The 20671-nt window shown below is 48.5% G+C and carries 18 protein-coding genes and 1 tRNA gene; 12 read left to right on the plus strand and 7 right to left on the minus strand.

Annotated elements, in window-relative coordinates; genetic code table 11:
• Positions 1 to 122: 122 nt before the first annotated feature.
• Positions 123 to 2246 (minus strand): S8 family serine peptidase, encoded by a 2124-nt coding sequence (locus tag A8707_RS09505; RefSeq protein ID WP_082906302.1) that lies wholly within the window; start codon positions 2244 to 2246, stop codon positions 123 to 125.
• A 197-nt stretch (positions 2247 to 2443) separates the two neighbouring features.
• Here A8707_RS09505 and A8707_RS09510 point away from each other — a divergent pair, with 197 nt between their 5' ends.
• Positions 2444 to 3028, plus strand: coding sequence for a hypothetical protein (locus A8707_RS09510; protein ID WP_068816575.1), 585 nt, complete (start codon positions 2444 to 2446; stop codon positions 3026 to 3028).
• A gap of 38 nt (positions 3029 to 3066) precedes the next feature.
• Here A8707_RS09510 and A8707_RS09515 read toward each other — a convergent pair whose 3' ends face one another.
• Positions 3067 to 3954, minus strand: a complete 888-nt coding sequence (locus A8707_RS09515; protein ID WP_068816576.1) for an alpha/beta fold hydrolase — start codon at positions 3952 to 3954, stop codon at positions 3067 to 3069.
• Positions 3955 to 4060: 106 nt separating this feature from the next.
• Here A8707_RS09515 and A8707_RS09520 point away from each other — a divergent pair, with 106 nt between their 5' ends.
• Positions 4061 to 4726, plus strand: a complete 666-nt coding sequence (locus A8707_RS09520; RefSeq protein WP_068816577.1) for a CIA30 family protein — start codon at positions 4061 to 4063, stop codon at positions 4724 to 4726.
• Here A8707_RS09520 and A8707_RS09525 read toward each other — a convergent pair.
• Positions 4716 to 5519, minus strand: coding sequence for a hypothetical protein (locus A8707_RS09525; protein ID WP_068816578.1), 804 nt, complete (start codon positions 5517 to 5519; stop codon positions 4716 to 4718). The two genes, A8707_RS09520 and A8707_RS09525, sit on opposite strands and share 11 nt — an antisense overlap.
• A gap of 178 nt (positions 5520 to 5697) precedes the next feature.
• On the opposite strand from A8707_RS09525, the gene A8707_RS09530 reads away from it, so the two are divergent.
• From A8707_RS09530 to A8707_RS09550, 5 genes are all read left to right on the plus strand, one after another.
• Positions 5698 to 6987, plus strand: a complete 1290-nt coding sequence (locus tag A8707_RS09530; RefSeq protein ID WP_231947998.1) for a DNA methyltransferase — start codon at positions 5698 to 5700, stop codon at positions 6985 to 6987.
• A 63-nt stretch (positions 6988 to 7050) separates the two neighbouring features.
• Positions 7051 to 8535 (plus strand): S10 family peptidase, encoded by a 1485-nt coding sequence (locus A8707_RS09535; protein ID WP_068816579.1) that lies wholly within the window; start codon positions 7051 to 7053, stop codon positions 8533 to 8535.
• A gap of 84 nt (positions 8536 to 8619) precedes the next feature.
• Complete coding sequence (locus tag A8707_RS09540; protein ID WP_068816580.1) at positions 8620 to 8883, plus strand: hypothetical protein; 264 nt, start codon at positions 8620 to 8622, stop codon at positions 8881 to 8883.
• A 312-nt stretch (positions 8884 to 9195) separates the two neighbouring features.
• Positions 9196 to 9268: transfer RNA gene (locus tag A8707_RS09545), tRNA-Thr, on the plus strand.
• A gap of 134 nt (positions 9269 to 9402) precedes the next feature.
• Complete coding sequence (locus A8707_RS09550; RefSeq protein ID WP_068816581.1) at positions 9403 to 10326, plus strand: lysophospholipid acyltransferase family protein; 924 nt, start codon at positions 9403 to 9405, stop codon at positions 10324 to 10326.
• Between the two features lie 184 nt (positions 10327 to 10510).
• Here A8707_RS09550 and A8707_RS09555 read toward each other — a convergent pair whose 3' ends face one another.
• Complete coding sequence (locus A8707_RS09555) at positions 10511 to 10855, minus strand: hypothetical protein (RefSeq protein ID WP_197484709.1); 345 nt, start codon at positions 10853 to 10855, stop codon at positions 10511 to 10513.
• A 148-nt stretch (positions 10856 to 11003) separates the two neighbouring features.
• Between A8707_RS09555 and A8707_RS29630 the strand changes: the two genes are divergently transcribed.
• Positions 11004 to 11231 (plus strand): hypothetical protein, encoded by a 228-nt coding sequence (locus A8707_RS29630; RefSeq protein WP_068816583.1) that lies wholly within the window; start codon positions 11004 to 11006, stop codon positions 11229 to 11231.
• A gap of 95 nt (positions 11232 to 11326) precedes the next feature.
• Here A8707_RS29630 and A8707_RS09565 read toward each other — a convergent pair whose 3' ends face one another.
• A complete protein-coding gene (locus A8707_RS09565) occupies positions 11327 to 12145 on the minus strand; it encodes an SDR family NAD(P)-dependent oxidoreductase (protein WP_068816584.1) in 819 nt (272 codons plus the stop codon).
• 676 nt (positions 12146 to 12821) lie between these two features.
• Between A8707_RS09565 and A8707_RS09570 the strand changes: the two genes are divergently transcribed.
• From A8707_RS09570 to A8707_RS29025, 4 genes are all read left to right on the plus strand, one after another.
• The gene (locus A8707_RS09570) at positions 12822 to 13997 is read left to right on the plus strand and encodes a BMP family ABC transporter substrate-binding protein (protein ID WP_068816585.1); all 1176 of its coding nucleotides are present in this window, start codon (positions 12822 to 12824) and stop codon (positions 13995 to 13997) included.
• 53 nt (positions 13998 to 14050) lie between these two features.
• Positions 14051 to 14500, plus strand: coding sequence for a GlcG/HbpS family heme-binding protein (locus A8707_RS09575; RefSeq protein WP_068816586.1), 450 nt, complete (start codon positions 14051 to 14053; stop codon positions 14498 to 14500).
• A 286-nt stretch (positions 14501 to 14786) separates the two neighbouring features.
• The gene (locus A8707_RS09580) at positions 14787 to 16520 is read left to right on the plus strand and encodes a PAS domain-containing sensor histidine kinase (RefSeq protein WP_068816587.1); all 1734 of its coding nucleotides are present in this window, start codon (positions 14787 to 14789) and stop codon (positions 16518 to 16520) included.
• Between the two features lie 183 nt (positions 16521 to 16703).
• Positions 16704 to 16913: an alpha/beta fold hydrolase gene (locus A8707_RS29025; protein WP_068816588.1), complete on the plus strand. Its 210-nt coding sequence runs from the start codon at positions 16704 to 16706 to the stop codon at positions 16911 to 16913.
• 464 nt (positions 16914 to 17377) lie between these two features.
• Here the strand turns inward: A8707_RS29025 and A8707_RS09590 are convergent, their stop codons facing one another.
• Together A8707_RS09590 and A8707_RS09595 are read right to left on the minus strand one after the other, a co-directional pair.
• Entirely contained in the window at positions 17378 to 18217 is an 840-nt protein-coding gene (locus A8707_RS09590) for a PIG-L deacetylase family protein (RefSeq protein WP_068816589.1), read from the minus strand.
• Between the two features lies 1 nt (position 18218).
• A complete protein-coding gene (locus A8707_RS09595) occupies positions 18219 to 19148 on the minus strand; it encodes a glycosyltransferase family 2 protein (RefSeq protein WP_068816590.1) in 930 nt (309 codons plus the stop codon).
• Between the last annotated feature and the right edge of the window lie 1523 nt (positions 19149 to 20671).

Below are 20671 nucleotides of genomic sequence, written 5' to 3' on the forward strand. Positions count from 1 at the left end.
TCTTTAAAGTCTGACTCAATTTCAAAGATCCTCGTCAATAGGCGGCACTTCTCGATCAATTTTTCTGAATCGAAATAGAGCCATACGAGGCTCGATCGAGGATTTCACTTAAACTATAGTCTTTAAGCGCCCAGCGTTAATTTCCACCAATTTAGCGTTCCTATATCATTTGCGATCTGATCTACGACGCGTAGCTGCCAGCGTCCTTGAGTCTGTTGCCCCAAAAATTTTTTCAGCGTTGGCGTAGTTTGCAGCGAGTAGATTATTTGCAGTTTTGTTCTTCGTCCCAATGTGCGACCCTGCAGCATCACCACGCTGCCAGAAGGCGACACTAAACTCACTTCTAAATCACCTAAATAAGTGTGATCAATATCCAACGCCACTTGTATATCTCGCACGATCGCACTGTCTGCAATTTGAATCACGCTGACGATTCCTTGAGGATTGTTGTCAGGAATCGCAACACTCACATTGTTTTGCACAGGAATCGATCGCGATGATGCCGCAATCATTGCCTGTCGTTGAACTGCCGCCTGAACTGCCTTTGCCGCATTGACTTTGCCATAGCCAAACCAATCACAGCGTCCATTTGACTCATAGGTGCCTTTGCGTAGACCCAACTGTGGATCGGCATCATTATCGACAATCTTGTCGGCGGTTTGCTGCAAAATTTGGCGCACGTCTTGAGCCGTGAGATCAGGATTTGCCGACAGCACTAATGCCGCAACTCCAGCGACGAGAGGCGTTGCGCTCGACGTGCCGCCAAAATCTGAAGTGAAGCTACTGGCATCATATCCAGCCGCGCCGACCCGATCGGTTGTAAACACCCCCAAACCCTGAAGCTGAACTCTGACTTGCGGCGGCGTTGCCACATAGCCCAAGTCGGGCAATCCTACTCCGGGCGGCGCATTATTGCTCGGCGCACACACTGCAATTTCTCCGCCCCAGTTGCTGTAGGCGGCTTTTTTGCTCAGACTCGTGCAGGCGGAAATCGCCAGCACATCGGGATGAACGGTAAACCCGCCTAACCACTGCGTTGCACCGCTGATCGCATTGCGCTCCCAGCCCGACTCGTTGATCGTGCCGTTGGTCGGACGGTTGGCATTTCCAGCCGCAAACACAATTACACAGCCTTTGCCGTTGCGTCCCTCAGTGGCAGCGCGAGTCAGAGCCGCCCGCTGCCGCAGCGATAGCGGAAAATAAACGGCACTCGGACCCCAGCTACAGGAAATCACCGCCGCACCTTTGGTCATCGCCCAGCCAAACAGAGACTCGATCGCGTCGTCATCCAGGAAGCCCGTCGTCCGAATGGGCATTAGCGCACAGCCAGGAGCCGCCCCCACCACCCCAAATCCATTCTCTTCGGCAACGGCGACTCCAGCGCAAGAGGTGCCGTGATCTTCTCCGGCTTCATCGGGTTCCGGGTCAAAATCGTCGCCTTTAAAGTCTCTCGGAGCGACGATTTTACCGACTCCTTGAAAATCGGGATGATTGAGATCCATGCCATCGTCCATGACGGCAACCACGATCGAGCGACTGCCCCGCGTCACATCCCAGGCTTGTTCGGCAAACACGTGGGAACCTGACGCTAATCCGGCTCCTCCGGTGTGGTTGAGGTGCCACTGTTTACCATAGAGCGGATCTTTGGGACGATAGTGCGACTCGGTTTTGACGATTATGTTGGGCTCTGCGGTCATCACATCGGTGCGAGCGATCAGCCGATTCGTGATCTTCATCGGGTTCTCGGTGGCGGCGGCGGTGAGTTCAAACACAAAGGCGTTGCTGACTCCGACGATCGGCTTCACCTGTCTTAGCCCCAGCTCAGAGGTGATAGCGGCGATCGTCTCGGCGCTGACCGTCGGCGTAAACTGAATCGTGATCTGATTCGTCAAATAAATTCGCGACGCTGGACTATTTTTGACCTGATAGACATGGCTGGCATATTCGACATTGGTGTCTTGACGAACCTCGTTTAGCACCTGGTCTTTGTCTTTTTGGGCAGGATCGACCACAAATTCTGTCAACTCAGGCGGAGCGATGCCAGGGGCGATCGTCGCCGGAAATTGATTTGCCAAGTCTCTCGCTTGCTGACCTGACCCAGCGTGGACTGTGAAGCGATCTTCCACCTTTTCTAGCAGCAACTCTTCTCCCCCACGCTGAAGAATTTTGCCCCGGTTTCCTTCAGAGACACTGGCATTAGCGGGACTATTTTGAGCAGAATTCGGCAAGTTGGAGGGGTTCGTCATAGATGCCTCATCAATCTGACTGCAATTTAACTCACTCGGAACTTATTTAGGAGATTTTCGTCGAGACAATCCAACTAGGGATTTGAAACTGCTGGATTGTTGTCATTAACGGCGATCGTACTGTGAAACAGTCGCGTAGTGATAAGATAACCAGAGTCTAAAACTGTCCTCTTTCCTGTCACTATAAAAGGTCATTCATGGTAGCTGCTGGAACTGTTCGCCGCCTTTGTCTCCCAGGATTGATTTCGCTGTCAGTTCTGGCAAGTTTAACTTTGACCAGAGCCGTAAGTGCCCAAACTCCTGCACCTTCGTCTCCTCCTGGCACCATTCAACCTGATAACGATTCTGTCCGCGTCCAAAACGATAGCCTTCTCAGCGCTCAGGGTGGGCAACGGCTGATGGATGAGGCGAACAAAGCTGTCAATAGCCAAAATTATCCGTTAGCAACCAAAAAACTGCAAGAAGCGCGTCAGGTATTTAACCAGCTTTCAAATTTCTATCAACAATTGGCGACCAGCTTCTCTGGAATCGATAATCGGGTGGCAGACAGCCAGCGCAAAAAAGCCCTTGAAGCGGCTCAAATGCGCGATCAGTCTACTTATCAACTGGCGCTCGTGCATCGGGCACAAAATCAGCCAGAATTAGCGGTGCCTCTCCTGGTTCAGATTATCGGTAGTCAACAGCCGACTCGCGATTTGGGGCAAAAATCCTACCAGCAGCTTCTAGAGCTTGGCTTTGTGGATGCACCGTTTCCTAACCGGGCGACTCAGCCTACCAAGTAGCGATCGAGCAATCTCGTAGAGGCATGACTTCTGCGAGATTAGCCAAAATTCTTTAACCAACGTCCCAGCAAGCCAGTCACGACTCCCGGCTGTTCGAGATGTGCTAGCACTCCAGCCTGGGGTAAAACCTGAAATTCTCGCACTGCCTGCGGGTTTAGTTGCGCCAATCGCTGCCCCAATGCCGCGTTGGTGAACTGTGCCGACTCGCCCCACAAAATCGACGTGGGCACTGTCAACTGAGACAAATATAGAGACAAATCAAAATAGAGATCGCCTCGCAAAAATGCCAATGCAGAATATTCAGCGTTGGGCTGTTGGGCAGAGTCTAAATAAGCGGCAACCATTTCATCGGTGATGCGTGTCCGATCGGCAAACAAAAACTGCTCCAAAAAGTTGCGAACGGCAATCTCATTCGTCGCCCCGATCGTATAGATGAAGCGATCGAGAATCGGCGTATTAATAATTTGTAGAGGAATTCGTCGCCCTGCTCCTTGCCCAAAATCATCAAATCCCGATGGGCAGACGAGATAGAGTGATCGGAAAAGCTCTGGTTTTTGCACCGCGAGACGAATCGCGATCGCACCCGTCAGCGAAGATGCCACCACTGTTACAGGCGAAGATGAGACTTGCTGAATCAGTTCGGCGATCGTGACCAAATAATCTTCAACTCGATAGTCTCGCGTTGGGTGAGCAGAGTTGCCCCAGCCAATCAAATCGGGTGCGATGATGCGATGCGTATCGGCAAATGCCGCATACACTTTTGACCATTCGTAGGCAGACGAGCCGCCCCCAAAACTGTGAAGAAACAGGATGGTCGGCTGTGAATCGTCGATCGTCCACGGTGCCCCAACTGACGTGTAGTAGGCGATCGTGCCCAGCGAAGTCTGAATAAATTTTTGACCAAAACCCGGTGGCTGAAATCCCATGCTGCTCTAATCACACTCTGCATCTGGAGGTTAACGCAGTTTTGCAGCAGAATGTCGTCGCCAGATTCGTTAAGCTGAAGATCGTCTAGTGCGTGAGGATAAGCAAATGGCTCAATGGGATGCAGGTCGATTTGTGCAAACCCTGGCATACTTTGAGGTGATTCCTTTTGTAAGCTGGCTTCAGAAAATGGTTCAAGGTAGCACGCCTTCTCAGCCGATCGGTAATCCGTCAGACTTGTTTGACTTTAGCAATCCGTCGGGCACGATTAGTTTGTGGGGAGCTTTAGATGATGTCGTGATGGGCGGCGTGAGCGCGAGTTCGTTTCAGCAGATCGATCGGGCAGCGCTGTTTACGGGCAATGTCTCGACTGAAAATTCGGGTGGGTTTGCCTCAGTTCGGACTCGCAATTTTGAGCCGCCTGCCAATCTCTCAGACTACGACGGGATAGAACTGCGTGTCAAAGGCGATGGCAATCGCTACAAGTTCATCGCCCGTGACGATGAAAAGTGGGACAGCATCGCCTACACCTATTCGTTTGACACCGTGGCGGATGAGTGGATCACTGTCAAAGCCCCGTTTTCAGAATTGGTTCCGGCATTTCGGGCAAAAACGCTGAAGGATGCCAGCCCGATCGCGGCTCAACATCTGCGATCGCTGCAACTGATGCTGAGTAAATTTGAGTATGACGGGGCACTCAATCCCAAATTTACTCCTGGCACATTTCGGTTGTATGTCTCAACGATTAGAGCTTATCGCGGCTCTAGCGTTTAGCACGATTTGAGCGACCCACTTCTTGAGTTACTGCGTCTGCTAGCCCAGATTCTTGAAAACAGATCGCAAACATCTGTACAGAGTCGAGGTTTGGGGCAAGTTTTTTGGCTTGCGTAGTGCTCATTCCGGGCGCTGCACAAAAATTTTCAGCGATGACACCATACTCATCCGGCATTCCTAAGAGGTTTTCAAACTTAGTGGAATTTTGGAGAAATGGACGCGATCGCTGCAAAATTCGATCCGTCAAAAAGCTTGCAGATTGGGTAGAGTCTTTGGGCAAAAGACCTGGTTTAACGACTGCGATAGTGACAAAACCCTGTACTGCTTGTCTGAGTTTGCCACTCGTCTCAAAAGAGTTCATGAAGGCAGTGAGCAATTCAGGCTTGTAGTTAGGACTCGATTTCACCCCCGCTTGAAACCCTAAAAGAACACCAGCAGTTTCAAAGTCTGTCAACGTGTTGACGTAGGTTGTGAATTTCACCGGAGATTTGTGCCAACCGTTACCGCAGATGATAGAGCCATCCCGGTCTGCCCCTGCGGCTAGATTGACCCCTCCCTGTTTTACGCAAGAATTAAGAGTGGTTCTAATGTCTGACGAAAACATTCGATCTAATTTCTGTTCTGCTGAAAGCGCTGATGACTGAACGGGCTTTGCGATCGCGACACGTCCTAGAAACGAGATGCCCGACAGCGACCCTAATACTAGGGCTAGAAACAACTTCAGGGGCAGGCTTGCCGATCGAGCAACCCCGATCGAACTCACTTTTTGCTGGACTATGATTGAGAAATCCATAACGTAAAATGCAGTGAAATAACGATACTCGTTCGTATCATACTGAGTAACGTATAGAACGTGCTTGCGTGTTGCTGCCTAAGTGATCAGCGACGATCGCGCCCTCTATCGCTTGCATCCATACACTTGCTCTCAGTAAAATGCCAGTGCTACTCTTGCCAAAACTTCTGCCGTTCCCTTGCAATATATTCAGCCGCTCATTCCCCATCTCAAACTAGAGTCTAACAATTCAGAACTCAATCACCTTCGCGTTGAAGACCAAACCGCCCATAGTTGGTATCGGTTTATTTTGTCGTTTCCACCGCATTTAGTGCAAGATTATTTGGAGAAGTTTGGGGTCGATGAATCGCAGCAAGTTCTCGATCCGTTTTGTGGAACAGGCACAACCGTTGTTGAATGTAAAAAACGAGGCGTTCCCAGTATGGGCGTTGAGGCAAACCCGATGGCATGGTTTGCCGGAACGGTGAAACTCGATTGGAGCGTTGACCCCGATGAGTTGCTGCGCCATGCCCATCAAATTGCTGAAGCGACTGAAACGATTCTCGATCGAGCCGACGACCCTCTGCAAACTCTGTCCGACGATCGCTTTAAACTGCTGCTCAAAAACTCGATTAGTCCTTTGCCGCTCCACAAATCATTGGTGCTTTTAGAGCAAATTAAACAGCACTCCGAGTCGCCTTATTATCATCACGAACGGTTGGCATTGGCGAAAGCGTTAGTATTCTCAATTAGTAATCTGCACTTTGGTCCAGAAGTGGGCGTTAGCAAAGCTAAAACCGATGCTCAAGTGGTGGATTCTTGGCTAGAGGGAATTGAGACCATTGCCCATGATCTCCGCCATCTCAAAACTCTGCCAGACGCACCCGCGATCGTGCATCATGCCGATTCTCGTCAACTTGTTCACGTCTTAAAACCTAACTCGATCGACATCGTAATCACCTCTCCGCCCTACCCCAACGAGAAAGACTATACGCGCACGACCCGGTTAGAATCGGTGATTTTAGGATTTATCAACGACAAAGCAGAACTGCGAACCCTCAAAAAAGGCTTGATGCGATCGAATTCTCGCAGTGTCTATGCAGCCGATGACGACGATCGCTGGGTTGCCGATCATGTCGAAATTCAGCGCATCGCCAACGAAATCGAAGCCAAACGCATCGAACTCGGCAAAACGAGCGGCTTTGAGCGCATGTATGCCAGAGCAACGCGGCTTTATTTTGGCGGCATGGCAAGACATCTGGCAGATTTGCGGCACATCTTGCGTCCGGGTGCCCAGCTTGCTTATGTGGTGGGCGATCAAGCGTCCTATCTCCGCGTCATGATTCGTACCGGAGCCCTGTTGGCAGATATTGCCAAATCGCTCGGCTATGAAGTCGTCAGCATCGACTTATTTCGGACTCGATCGGCAACGGCAACTAAAGAACAGTTGCGTGAAGAAGTCGTCGTTTTGCGTTGGTCAGGTCATTAAGAAATCTCTAAGCGCAGTTTCCGATAAAATTCAGGAGCTACATTTCTTACGAGATTTCCTCTGATGTCTGATACGCCTAGTTCACCCGTCACCCGCAAATCGAGTCAAACCGAACACACCCTCGCGCTTTCTGATCAACTGATTCGCTACACTGCCTCTGCCGAGTGGCAGACCCTGTTTGATCAAGAAAAGCCGATCGCTGAAATGTTTCACGTTGCCTATCTCGCTGAGACAGACGACCTACCAACCCGTCCAATCACGTTTGTGTTTAACGGTGGACCGGGAGCCGCCTCTGCCTACTTGCACATGGGAGCGTTAGGTCCAAAGCGCATCCAGTTTGGCGAGAATGGCAGGTTGCCCAAGCCACCAGTTCGGTTAGTCGATAATCTTGAAAGCTGGTTGAGCTTTACCGATCTCGTGTTTATTGACCCGATCGGCACAGGCTTCAGCCGCAGTTTACCCAAAGATAAAGACGCATCTGATAAGCCAGGTGAAAAACCCAATCAGGAGCCGCCCAAAGAAACCGAATTTTGGGAAGTCGATCGAGACTTAAAATCCCTCGGCGAATTCATTCAACGGTTTCTGTCTCGCCACAAACGCTGGCTGTCTCCAGTCCTGATTGCGGGTGAAAGCTACGGCGGGTTCCGAGTTGCAAGGCTTGCCCGAAAACTTCAGCAAGACTTTGGCGTGGGGCTTTCGGGCGCGATCTTGATTTCTCCAGCGTTAGAGTTTAGTTTATTGGGCGGAAACGACTACACGCTTACTTCTTGGGCGACACTGCTGCCTTCTTTAGCGGCGGCGGCGGCTCATCACGGTCGCGCTCGGTGGGTCGGTGAACCTGGAGATCTGTCCGCTCAAACCGCTGCCGCAGAGCGCTTTGCTCGTAGAACTCTGATTCCATTTCTGGCGATCGGCGATCACAGCACTCCCGATGAGCGTCACACCGTTTACCAGCAGTTAGCCGATTTGATTGGTTTACCGCTTGCCCTGATCGAGAGACAAGCCGGACGAGTCGGCATTGAAGTATTTGCGAGAGAACTGCTCCGCGATCAGCAGCGCGTTGTCGGACTCTATGACGCATCGATTACGGCGATCGATCCTTTCCCCAATCGCACCACTTATCAAGGCATCGACCCGACCCTCGACGGACTCGATCGCTTATTTACTGGAGCGATTAACAGCCAGTTGCGCGACACCTTGGGCGTTGAAACTGACCTGTCTTATCACCTGCTCAACCTCGAAGTCTTTAAAGCGTGGAAGTTTGACTTAAAAGGGGAATTAGACCTCGGCTCGATCGACGATTTGCGAGTCGGAATGACGCTCAACCCCTATATGCGTGTCTATATCACCCACGGACTCTTTGATCTCGTCACGCCCTATTTCGCCTCGAATCACCTAGCCGATTTGATGAAACTTGACCCTGAGATTCGACCCAATCTCAAACTGACTCATTATCAAGGTGGGCATATGTTTTACGCCTGGGATCAATCCCGTCAAAGCTGGTTTGCTGAGATGAAATCCTTCTATCGGAATGCGACAGCCCCTTGACACCCTGACCTAAATGCAGAGTCCTCACTGTGAAGAATGCGTTACATTACGATATATAACTTCACAGTGAGAAGGATCTCAGCAATGATTCCCGATTTGATGGAAGCGACTCGTGATTATTGGCGAGAATTAGACAAACTCGAAGTGGCTTACCAGCAAGGCGACGTATCGATCGCTGAAGTCAACGCCAGAGTCAAGAAACTAATGACCGACCTGAGTCGATCGCGCCGCGAGTCTTTCGCCTATTTGTTTAGCGGAATTCGTCGCCTGTGGAACGAGCAGCGAGAGGCGATCGTTGGGATTGCAGGTCTGGGTGTTTTAACTTACGGTTGGCTACTCGTTCGTTAAATAGAATGTTTATACTACACAATATGGTTCTAAGTTCGGGTGACAGCGAGTAATCCTAGATGGCAGACAAAGGACTTTGTAATCAACACGTTACTGTCCAGCTTTGCAGAGCCGATATCCTTACTCAATGTAAGAGCAATGTTCAGAAAATCTCGGTGACGCAAAAGGTTAGGCACACGTATGTAATGCTAAGAACTCGGATCAAACGGCTAGCTCGAAAAACGAGTTGCTTGTTAAAACCGCAGTGATTTCATGTGATCCAAGCTGTAGTCTCGCAGGGCATCGGACAAAATCTGATATATTGATAGCGTTGCTGGTGTAGCTCAGTTGGTAGAGCAGCTGATTTGTAATCAGCCGGTCGCAAGTTCGAGTCTTGTCACCAGCTCTTCTATGTGCCAGGTGTGGACGTTGAAGACTAACAGGATCAGGGGCACAGCCTTATTCTCGAAGTAGAAGCGAGGAGTATCTGTGCGAGATGTGCTCTAAGAAGCCAGTTATGACCCTTTCGCTTTATAGTGGGTGGCTGACTCTTTTAAAGCGTCGATGAAAAGTTACCGGAATAGCACAAGTCGGTTTGATGGGTGGTCACTAGATGGACGGGAACCGAGCGTCATCCAAGCGCTTCTGCCCTGGGGAGATTGGCTCTATCGTCACTATTTTCGGGTGACGACCGACGGCTGGCATCATCTCCCTTCCTCCGGAAAGCTGTTAATTGTCGGGTCTCATAATGGTGGCATGATCGCCCCTGACACTTTGATGTTTATGGTGGACTGGTTCCACCGCTTTGGCTCAGAGCGATTAGTGTATGGGCTGATGCACCCCAACGTCTGGATGGTTCCTGGGTATTCTAAATTGACGGTGCAGTTGGGAGCAATTAGAGCGCACCCTCACACGGCAACGGCTGCTCTACGACGAGGTGCGGCAGTTCTTGTTTACCCTGGCGGCGCTGAAGATTTGTGGAGACCGCACCACGATCGGCACCGCATTCATTTTGCAGGGCGGAAAGGGTTTATTAAACTGGCACTGCGCGAAGGGGTGCCCATTGTCCCCGCTATCTCAATGGGTGCTCATGAGACGCTGATCATCTTGGCGAATCTTTACCCGCAGTTGCGACAACTGCATGAGTGGGGAATGCCCTGGCTGTTGGGGATTGACCCGATTGTCTTTCCCATTTACCTGGGATTGCCGTGGGGGTTGGCAGTGGGTCCGTTGCCCAACATCCCGTTGCCTATGCAGATTCACACTCGGATCTGTGCGCCGATCGTGTTTGAGCGATCGGGTCGGGCAGCAGCCAGCGATCGGGCTTATGTAGATGCTTGCTACGATCGAGTGGGTATGCAGATGCAACAGGAACTCGATCGGCTCGTGCAAGGGCTAGATGGTCTTGCTTCTGCGGGCAATGGAGTCGAGTCATTAGCTCCTGTTCCTCGACAGGCTCGCTAGTATGCAGTTTGAGAAAGCTCTGATCTGCTTGTGAAACTGTTTTTGATACGAGCTTGAAATCAGTTGCTGGGTGGATATTGGGATCAACAGGTGAGTGGAAGAGTTTTCTGAACAGAAGGTTGGAGACTCGATCGAAGATGCCTGTAGTTCCCATTCGAGTCAGTTGCGTTAGCTCAGTGGTCACTTATCGCGGATGCCCAACCCTTTCAAGAGAGTCAGGAGTCCAATTTTCGTAGTAGCGCGTGTTGGCAAGCAGATCGGACGCTTGTTTGAGCTTTTCGATGCTTTGAATGGTTACATTTGCGTACGGTTCTCGTCGAGTCTTAACCCCCTGAATGTTGAATGGATCATCAGGATGTCCACCTAATGCTGTCAGATGAAGTGCCTGGATCTGCTGATCCAATCGCTCTACAAAGGCAAGCAACTGATCGAGTTCCATTGCTTGGGGATGGGAATGAATCATGAACAGGACTTGATGCTTTTTAGACTGCACAAATTGCGCGATCGCGATCGTCAGAGGAGAAGCCATGTCTAAGTCAGCCGGAGTAAACCCATACACAAAAAAGCGAATCTGATCGTTGAGCCGAGCTTGTTTCGCAAAGGGACAGATTAGTAAGTTTCCAAATACTGGATGGGGTTACTCTAAGGTGTCACGCAAATACTGAGTCATTTCTGCAATGACTCTTAGTTCTTCAGATCTCTCAACCAAAATCGATTTCTCCACCGACGAGTTTTTGCTTGACAAAAAGGTAGCCGCAATCTCAGGAAAGCCACAATCTCTCTGGAGACAGAGCAGATCGAGTCGTCATACTCCTAATCTCACGCTCGAGGTTCTGTCCCATCGCTATTTGTTTTCTAAAAAGGGCACGAGCGATCGCTGTGTTGTTTTTAATGTGGAAGCATAGTTAAGAATTAGTTATTCGTTTTTCAAACTATAAAGTACATCATTTTAGAAATGTGGAGAATAGCCCCCTGGCTCAGGAGGCTATCGTAGACTGCTTTAACGTGAATTTGCCCCAGCCGCTTTAAGCCTTGCAAGGATTTGACGCTCCTCAGACGGAGCCGCCAGTCTTGAAACTTTCTCCATCAGCCAAGGTGCAAAACGGTTTCCCCAGACTGCTAGATGACTTTGCCATCCCACCAAGATCTCTGGCGATTCCTTTTGTAGCCCCATCACCAACGATCGAGCCACCTTTTGCGGAGTGGTCGGTGCAACCCATCGAAACCACTGAAAGTTTTTCACCATATCTGTATCGGTCAGAGAGGGTAAAAGGGCAATCACTTGAATATTGTGATCCGATAGCTCACTTCGCAAAGCTTGGGTAAAGCCCAAAATCGCAAACTTAGTTGCCGAATAGGTTGCCATCGTAGGAGCCGCAATCTTCCCCATCAGGCTAGATACATTAATAATCGTTCCTTGTCGCTGCACTGCCATGCGTCTCGCAATCAGCCGCGTCATGGTGTACATGCCCATCAGATTGATCGCCATCTCTTCTTGAATGTCGGGCAAGTGAGACTGCAAAAAGGGAACTTGATGAGCGACTCCGGCACAGTTCACCAAGAGATGAATTGGTCCATAATCTCGCCAAGCTTGAGCGATTTTAATATTCACCTCGACTGGTTGCGTCAAGTCCACTGCTAAAGGAACTGCTTCGGCACCGAGAGCCGCGATTTCGACAGCGACTTCAACCAAGCGTGAATGAGTTCTTGCCACTAAGATAATTTTCTGTGCGCCCTGCTGGGCAAATTCTAGGGCGATCGCTCGTCCAATGCCACGAGATGCGCCTGTGACAAGGATCGTTTTTCCTTGAATATTCATGGTGAAGCCTCCAATAGTAAGGGTTTATCTCTGCGCTGAAAAAGGGGGCAAATAAACCTGGGATCTGGATTTGTGGGGGGCTTAAGCTCGATGTAAATGATCGGTCGATCGTCAACGTATAACGCTGTCTGGGTCTTCCGTCTAGTTGAGATGAGGGGTGGGATATAGAATTCCTCAAGACGAAAAACAATCGGTCTTTGTTGACCCGCATACCCTAGCAACCCAATCAAGCACTTGCAACACTTATTAACGAAAAGTCTAGATTGTGACATTTCGAGATATATCTCTCAGAAAGACCGTTTTCTTGAAAGGGTATCGAGTTTGCTGCTTTCGTTTTGACTCTCGCTGCTCCCCCGCGACTAAGGGACATGAGCCTGACCCGGCAGAAAATGAGAAACCTTCAAATCCATTAGGCTTTCTGAGTGGAGTCCTTTTACTCAGAGACCTGCATTGAGCAAGGGCTTAGGATGACGAAATCATCAGAGGGTTTGTTGAGACGTAACTGATCAAAAAGGTGACACGCTTCCGTTTGACATCTGTAGCGGCTTTTGAAAAAGAACTCAAATACCGCGATCGACGGAGATTCACTGCTACAAAACGCTGTTAAGTGGGTATACTCTGTCAGCTTCGTGCTCTGAGCGTATGGAGATGTTGACATAACTTGGAAAGTAATACTATGACCACCCGCCCTTCGTTTAATCGCCGTCAAGTGATTCGTGGACTGATCGCAACCGGAGCCTTTGGGGTGACTTCCCGGCTTTGGACGGGCTGCACCTCAACTCCCAATTCAGTTAAATCAACGCCTGTAGAAAAAACTCTCACAATGGGGTTCATCTACGTCGGACCTAAAGATGACTATGGCTACAACCAATCTCATGCCCAAGGTAAAGCAGATGCCTCAAGGCTGAGTGGTGTCAAAACCGTAGAAGAAGCCAGTGTTCCCGAAACCACTGCTGTAGAAGAAACAATGCGGAACATGATTCAACAAGATGGCGTACAAGTATTGTTCCCCACTTCTTACGGTTACTACGATCCGCATATTCTTAAACTCGCGAAAGAGTTTCCAGATGTGCAGTTTTTTCATCCAGGAGCACTTTATAAAGACGGCATTCATCCTAAAAATGTTGGCTCTTATCTGGGCTATTTGACTGAGCCTGCTTATCTTGCTGGAATTGTGGCTGCTCACACCTCTAAGACTGGAAAACTGGGTTTTGTTGTGCCTAAACCCATCTCGATCGTGCTGCGTGAAGTCAATGCTTTTGCCCTCGGAGCGCGGAGCGTCAAGCCTGATTTAAAGGTGCAAACAATCTTCACGGGAGACTGGTCACTTCCGGTGCGCGAAGCAGAAGCAACCAATAGTTTAATTGATCAAGGTGCGGATGTGATTATCAGTCGCGTTGACAATTTGAAAGTTGTCATGACGACCGCTGAGAAGCGAGGAGTTTACTCGTGTGGCTACCACATTAACCAGTCGAGTCTAGCGCCAAAGGGATATCTGACTGGGGTTGAGTGGAATTGGTCAAAGATTTACTCAAATTATGCTGAGATGATTCGCAGTGGCAAAACGCTGACCAATGGCGGCATTCCGCACATGATTCGAGGAGGATTGAAAGAAGAGTTTTGTAAACTCTCGCCCTATGGTAGTGCGGTGAGCGCAGAGGCTCAAAAAGCTTCTGAAGCGGCTAAAGCAAAGCTGTTGGATGGCAGCCTGGTGATCTTTAAAGGAGAACTCAAAGATAACAAAGGTAATGTTGTGATTCCGGCAGGGCAACAATATGCGCTACAAGACCCGAAACTAGAAACGATCGATTGGCTGGTTGAAGGCGTGATGGGCGATGCTCTTTCAACTTAGAGTAGCCAGTTTCAGCGTATAGTCTGTAAAATGTGCGGCTGGAGGAAGTCAAAATGTACGTCTGTAGTGTTACGGAGTTGTCTACTCAGGGAGCTAGAATGGTGCTGCAAGGCGCGATCGAGAAAGCTGAACAAATGGGCGTGCCTCAGTGCGTGGCGATCGTAGACAAAGGGGGCAACCTGCTTGTCTTTGAGCGGATGCAGGGAGCCAAAATTCTCAGTCAATTTTCTGCGATTCAGAAAGCAGTCACGGCGGCTTCATCCCAGTCTGCAACCGGACAGCTACCGTCAGAGTTGGCGTTTGGCATTGCGCTAGCCACCGGAAGCCGCTTTGCTGCGATCGCGGGTGGTCTACCGATCGAGATCAACGGGGACGTGATTGGGGCGATCGGCGTGGGTTCGGGGAACGATGAGGAAGACATTGAAGTGGCTGAGGCAGGAATTGCTGCACTCAAAGCGGCGATGACTGCGAAGCACAACTCCGAAGGAAACGCGAGTCATTAGCTAGTCTGAAATCGTGGCGGCACGGTTCGAGTTCTGAACTCTGTGAAATTACCGTAGCCGCTATCCTTACGAGACGTTCATAATTGGGCGTTGCTGAATGCAGATATGAAATGCCCTCCTCACGACGTGGTGCGAAGCCCTCGCCAACCCTTCTCCTCAGAGAGAAGAGAGCCAGAACTCTGGTCCCCTCTGCTTTTGGGAGAGGCTAGGGTGGGGGTAAAATCTGTGCTTTATAGATCGATTCAGCAACGCCCATAATTGTCTATCTATTCGTAAAATTACTGCGATGAGTCTTGGTCAGCCCCGAACTACTGAATCTTTAGCATCTTTCTCCAACCAGACGCAAGACACTTCACTAGGACTCATTTTAGATACGATTCCACAGTATATTTTTTGGAAGGATTTAAACTCTGTCTATCTCGGTTGCAATCAACGATGGGCAGAGTTTGTCGGATTGGTTGACCCAAAGGAAATTGTCGGCAAAACCGACGACGATCTCCCTTGGTTACCGGGAGAAGCGGCAGTTTACCGAGAGCGCGATCGTCAACTTATTGTTACTCGCCAGTCTCAGCGACGGGTGCTGATATCTCTCTGGAAAGCGAATGGAGAGCAGGTTTGGTTTGAGGCGAGCAACGTTCCGCTTCTCCATGAAGATCACGTTACTGGCATTCTTTATACCTTTGAGCGCACGACGGAGATGGAACATCAAGCGGAAACTTTAAGAAAAAGCGCTGAACTATTGCAGTTAGTTCTCGATAATATTCCTCAGGCGATTTTCTGGAAGGACAGAAACTCAACTTACTTGGGCTGTAACAAAAACTGGGCACAAGCAGCAGGGATTCAGAATTTAGCAGAGGTTGTTGGCAAAACTGATTTTGAATTACTTTGGACCCCTGAAGAATCGGCGCTCTACTATGAGCAAGATCAATCTGTAATGGATACTGACACCCCAGTGTTGCACCTAATCGAGCATCGCTTGGAGGCACATGGACGACAAGTGTGGATTAATGTCAACAAGATTCCGATTCACGATACTGACGGTAAAGTCATTGGCGTATTAGGCACGATCGAAGATATTAGCGATCGCAAACATGCAGAAATTGCGCTTCAGCAATCAGAAGCTCACCTACGTCAACAAGCGCAGCAGCTCGAACAAATGCTTCAGCAGTTGCGATCAGCTCAAGCGCAGCTAATCCAAACCGAGAAGATGTCTAGCTTGGGGCAGTTGGTCGCAGGTATTGCTCACGAAATTAACAATCCGGTTAACTTTATTCACGGCAATATCGCACCTGCTACCGAATATGCTGAAGATTTGCTGCGTTTAGTTCATTTATATCATCATCATTATCCTAATCCTCATCCTGATATTGCTGCTGAGTCAGAAGCGATCGAGTTAGAGTTTCTCATGCTCGATTTGCCCAAGCTTTTAGAATCGATGAAAGTTGGAACAGCGCGAATCAAGCAAATTGTTTTATCGTTGCGAAATTTTTCACGTATGGATGAAGCAGACATGAAAGCTGTCAACATTCATGATGGAATTGAAAGTACGCTGCTGATTCTGCAACATCGTCTTAAAGATAAACTCGGTCAAGGTGGAATTCAAGTTGTGAAAGAGTATGGCAATTTGCCTCAGGTAGAGTGTTACGCTGGACAACTGAACCAGGTATTTATGAACATTATTGCGAACGCGATCGAGGCGCTAGAAGAACGCGATCACCATCATTCTAAAGAGTTGTGCCAGCGTCCTAAGTTGATTACCATTCGCACAGAATGTTTATCAGAGTCTCGCGTTGTTATTCGGATTCAAGATAACGGATTTGGAATGCCTGCGTCAGTTCAGCAACGGCTGTTTGATCCCTTTTTCACGACTAAACCAGTAGGTCAAGGAACTGGGCTGGGGCTTTCTATCAGCTATCAAATTGTGGTGGAGAAACATCAAGGTGTTTTGAAGTGCTTTTCAGAGCCAGGACAAGGCAGCGAGTTCTGGATCGAAATTCCGACTCGCCAACAGCAGCTTTGAAGAACTAGTACCAGAAATTTAGCGATCCCTACCTTCCACTTCAACGTCTGACCCGATGGCAGTGAGATTCAAGTTGAGTCTTGTGGATCAGATAGCGCTCCAACTCTGATTTTGACTCATGGCTGAGAACCCTACAGTAATGCTTGGTGCTACGCTAAAAAACAGCTTACCGATCAGTTTCGGGTGATTGTTTGGGATCTATCTGGTTTAGGTAAATCCAGGAAGCCGACAAACCGAGACTATTCTCTAGAGAATGCCAGTGACCTGAATGCAGTGTTAGCGATCGCGAGAGATCAGCCTGTCATTCTACTAGAGAATAGTATGAGAGCTATGCTGCTGCTGACCTTCGCTCGATTTTTCCAGAACAACTGGGGCAGCAAGCAGCAGGTCTAGTCCTTGTATACGGCACGTATACCAATCTCCTTGAAACCGCCATTCTTAGCAAACTGTTGCGGGCACTGCAAAAGCCCTTGTTAGAACCCTTGTTCTACTGGTCGATCGCACGATCGCCCCTGTTGTGGCTTTTAAGTTGGCTCAATTATTTGAATGGTTCAACGTTGCTGACCACTAAAATTTCTGAATCCACGGGCACAGAAACATGGGGACAGCTTAATTTCTCTAGTTTGAGAAGTCATTCGGGCATCTCATCATTCCTGCTTGAGTTTGAGAAGGTGAGTTGTTTGGGGCTTCACTCAAATAATGTATTAACCCAACGAAACGCTGAAACAGTTCTTTGATAGCTCAATCGATCGAGAAGAAGGTATCACGAGACTGAAACACGGGTGAACAAAAACAGAGATGACATTTCACCCCGCAATGAAGGAGGATGCAATTGAGGGATAGAGACAATTTACCCCTTAATCAATCCAGGCTGTATCGCCCAAAGTGAAAAATATTTCGTACTTCAACTCGAAAGCTTTCCTGAATCTAGCTGGAAGAGAACTTTTGGAGCTAAATTCAGTAACGGTTGAATACTGGGATTCGTAACAGGCGAATGCCTTTCTCTTTTTTTCAAGAACTTGCGAGATCTCTAACCGACAGATTCTCTCTAGGTCTGGGATGAACGGTACTCTAACATCAAGGAGTGGACCACTCCAGAAACGCCAGATCGGGTATTGAAGCACCAGGGGTCGCAGGGATGTCGATTTGAGCGCCGAGTGTACTAGGTCGAAAGTGACCTCATGATCGGGAGTATTATCTAGTTGGTGAGGAACCAGAACCTCTTGCGGTCTATAGCGCTCTAACAGTTCGATGATTTGAGCCAACAGGTTATTGCGGTCGCTTCCCATCACGGATGACAACCGACCGTCTGGCTGTTTGAGAAAGTGGATTTGTGTCTTTGGGATACCCAATATATCCATTGCACGTTTGGCTTCTCCTTCTCTGCGTTCTGCCAATGCATTTGCAGCCGCCGAAGGTAAAGGACCAAAACAAGCCGAACCGTCAGTGAGGATGACAACTTCGACCTGTGCCCCAAGGTTGTGTTTAAGAGCGATGAAACCGCCACAGCCGAGTGTTTCGTCATCAGCATGAGGCGCGAAGACCAAAGCTCTGTTTTGACTCGGCTTGAAAAGTGCGCCTTGCTCCTGCAACTTATTCCTCAAGATGCGATGTCGAATAACCCGCAGGCTTTCTTTGAAACCAGCGATCGACGCGTAATTTTGCAAGGTGAGTGAGCTATGAATGATTTCTTTCATATCAGCGCAACAAGCTTGGCGAAAGCAACCCCTGATGAACCCTCTTTGCTCTCAGTGTTCCTATAAAGTACTGCCAGAGTACTACCAACCACATAAGCTCTTGAAACAAGCTCTTTTCTTCAGCTCTGAAAAAGAGAAGTAAGCGTCCGAGTGCTATCCAAGGCAGCACCAAAAATCCTAAGATAAACTTTAGAGAGTATTTCCACACCGATGGAATGGGTGCTAGGTGGGGGTAGCGCAGCGTTAGAAAAAACCACCCATAGGCATCGCGCTCCAAAACGTTGAAGAAACTGCGGAAATCAGTGTGATAGTTGTGGTAAACAAGACCTTTTTCACCTTCCAGAAATGTCTGGGTGTATTTACCAGAGTCGAGCAATCTCCAACTCATGTCAACATCTGATCCAGAGAAGGTATCCTCATCAAATAACCCAAGATTGTCAAAGACCTCTTTCCTATACATGACGTTGCCAGTCACCGTGAAAGAGGCGACCTTCTTGCTTCCACGATTGTGATTAGGACTTTTCAAAACTCGAAACATGAAATAGTCAATGTGGTTACTGAGACGCTTAGGGGTGAACGAACCTGCTACAGCGCCAACGGCATCTGAGGTGAAGCCACTATATAAGTCCCGAAGCCATTGCTGGCTGACGATGCAGTCAGCATCGGTCAGAGCGATGAATTCTCCCTTCGCTTGTTTGATAGCGCGGTTACGCGCTGGGTATGGACCGGGTTTGGATTCTTCCAAGACTAAGATTGGATAGGAAGACATTATTTCCCGGCTACGATCTGTAGAGCCGTTGTCGCAACAGATGATCTCGTACTGCTCTTGAGGCCAATCAAGCACCATTAACGAGTCAAGCAATTCCTCAATTTCTTCCTGCTCATTGTAGACAGGCACGACAACGGAAATAAATGGCAGATTAGTGTCCATAGAAAAACCCTGGTTAAATAAGAGAAATTCAGAATTTGCTAAAGTGTATCTCTGTATCTCTACCTCAAAGCCTAACTTGTTCAGTTACTTGACTTTTTTCGGCTCTCACGCTGATTCCTGGAGCTACAACACCATTAGATTCACCATATTTTCCTGTCAATTTGTGAGTCCTAAGCCCACGAACACAGATTTGAACTAAGTTATTCCGTTTCAGCCGATTAGTTCTGCTTAACAATGAAGCTTAATCTGAGACCAAAACTAAGGGTTGTAGACTTTAAGAGTTTTGGATTTACAGTTGTGGTCATAAGCCGAACCGTATTCATAAAATTTCCGGCAGACCTCCTCAATATTTAGAGGGTCAGTCAGACAAGAGCTTGAAACTGCAACGTTCACGCTAACGAGTGAGTTTATACGCTCTCTTTAAGATGCTTTGCGACGATTTGACCCATAGAATTCTACCATAAACTCAGTTCTTTTGTGAAGTCTCCTCCGTCGCTATAAATTTTTGTGCCGCTTCCCGGTTTTGGGCACTGGTTACCTTTTCCAAAAGCTCTAAGTATGAAAAAGGAACTATAAAGATCCATAAGATCGAAGTGATTGTAATTACCCTTAGTCCCCACTGTCTTTCTAACCTCGTTACCTCAACATTTTTTTCAAAGACAGTGGTACATGCTCGATTTAGAAGAATCATTACGATCGCATAATATCCAATGAACAGGATGAGCACTATCAGCATGTTTATGAGATTGAGAAGATGGATTATCCACTCGTTTCTGTGGGGGCGCTACAGAGTGTTGGAGTTTTTGACTGCTAAAGTCGCCTAGGGTAAAAGCGATCGCTCAGGTCCATTCCTCTTCTATTGCTTTTCTTGAAGCAGCTTCCAAAGTCCGCACGTAGGGGTCAATAAACCTCCTTAATTCAGTTGCCTTCACAGGTGAATCTATCATGTTCACAGTGAACATAACTAGAGATAGCCCTGAAACTTCATGGAAAAATTATGCAGTTTGATCGGGTGCGAGTTGCAACAAATTTGCAATCTGCAACGATTGGCTGATCAAAGAGCCTCATTCTCTGCTTTTCTGCTGTTTTGGGTGGATCTAGATCAACGCCTATTACAAAAACAGTGTTTGAAGATAGTGTAAATTGTAACTTGATCTCATGACCGTTATAATACTGAGTGTTATGATGCAAGTACCGAAAGTAAGCGGAAGTTGCTAAATCATTTAAGTATATACTCTAATGAACTCACCGCTAGGCTCATGACTTGCGCGGGACTCAAATGTTGCACAGACGTTTTTAAAGCCTTTATTGTAAACCGCCCTCTGGTCGCTTCCAGAACCTAGCCACTTAGGTTGAATACTGCGTAATCTGATGTCGATTAACTCTTATTAGGAGCGAACGTTGACGGTCATTGTGATCTCAGCTTCTCCAAGCTAACCTCTATCCCTACGTCCTTTTTTAGGTCGGCAACAGAGGTGAAACGGTAGAGAAAGAGTTACTAAATGGATCTGAGAGAGTTGAGC

Source organism: Phormidesmis priestleyi BC1401 (assembly GCF_001650195.1).
Lineage (GTDB): Bacteria > Cyanobacteriota > Cyanobacteriia > Leptolyngbyales > Leptolyngbyaceae > Phormidesmis_A > Phormidesmis_A priestleyi_B.